The sequence below is a fragment of the Acetobacter sp. DsW_059 genome (genome assembly GCF_002153695.1).
Lineage (GTDB): Bacteria > Pseudomonadota > Alphaproteobacteria > Acetobacterales > Acetobacteraceae > Acetobacter > Acetobacter thailandicus.
Window position 1 is genome coordinate 1 of sequence record NZ_JOPI01000089.1, and the last position, 732, is coordinate 732.

The following is a 732-nucleotide window of genomic DNA, read 5'->3' on the forward strand; positions in this document are numbered from 1 at the left end:
ACATAAAATACAGGGTTCTGATATTACCAACTGTAACATATGAACCGTGTGTAGTGGTTCCTGACGCAGGAAGTTCAGATGTTAAAGCGAATGTATTTCCACCAGTTGTGTAAAGTCTGCCGTCCGGCCTAAATTCTAACTGCTGCCAGCCTCCATCAGAATTAGTTAGCTGCAATGACAGATAGTCATATTTCCCCGTTCTCGTTCTATGAACAAAAGTGGAAAATGCAGCCGATGTCAGAGAGGGCCGTGTAGTAAATCCATTATACCAGACACCATTAGTATCTGTACCAGCTTGACTATAATTTACGTTATACCCGCCAGAATTGTACAGAGCGCCAGTCATTGTATCGCCAGCGCGGTTTACTTTTGATGACTGGAGATTACTTTCAACTGTTGTGGCTCTGGTTACTTCAGCGGTCAACGCAGTTTGTAGTGCATAATCACCTGCGATCTGAGCGAATACATACTCCACAGTTCCCGAGCTGTTTGTATATGAAAGCCAGATTTCACCAGATGTTTTATTCACGCCTGCTTGTAGTGGTGAGTAATCTTGATCGCCTTCTGCTTTTCCAACGAACGCGTCACTAGCCCAGGACTCGGTAGCGTATCCATTGAACAGGCTCTGCCAGGACGCGCCGTCAGCTCCAGGAGTAGTCAGGTTACTGTCAGCTGTGCTGACCCAGAAATTCCCTGAACTGTCCGAGACAATTGCATATTTCTTATACCCCC

General features: G+C 45.9%; 1 pseudogene. It reads right to left on the reverse strand.

Going from position 1 to position 732, the window contains the following annotated elements:
* Positions 1-732, reverse strand: a pseudogene (locus HK25_RS13060) (hypothetical protein); the annotation flags it as partial.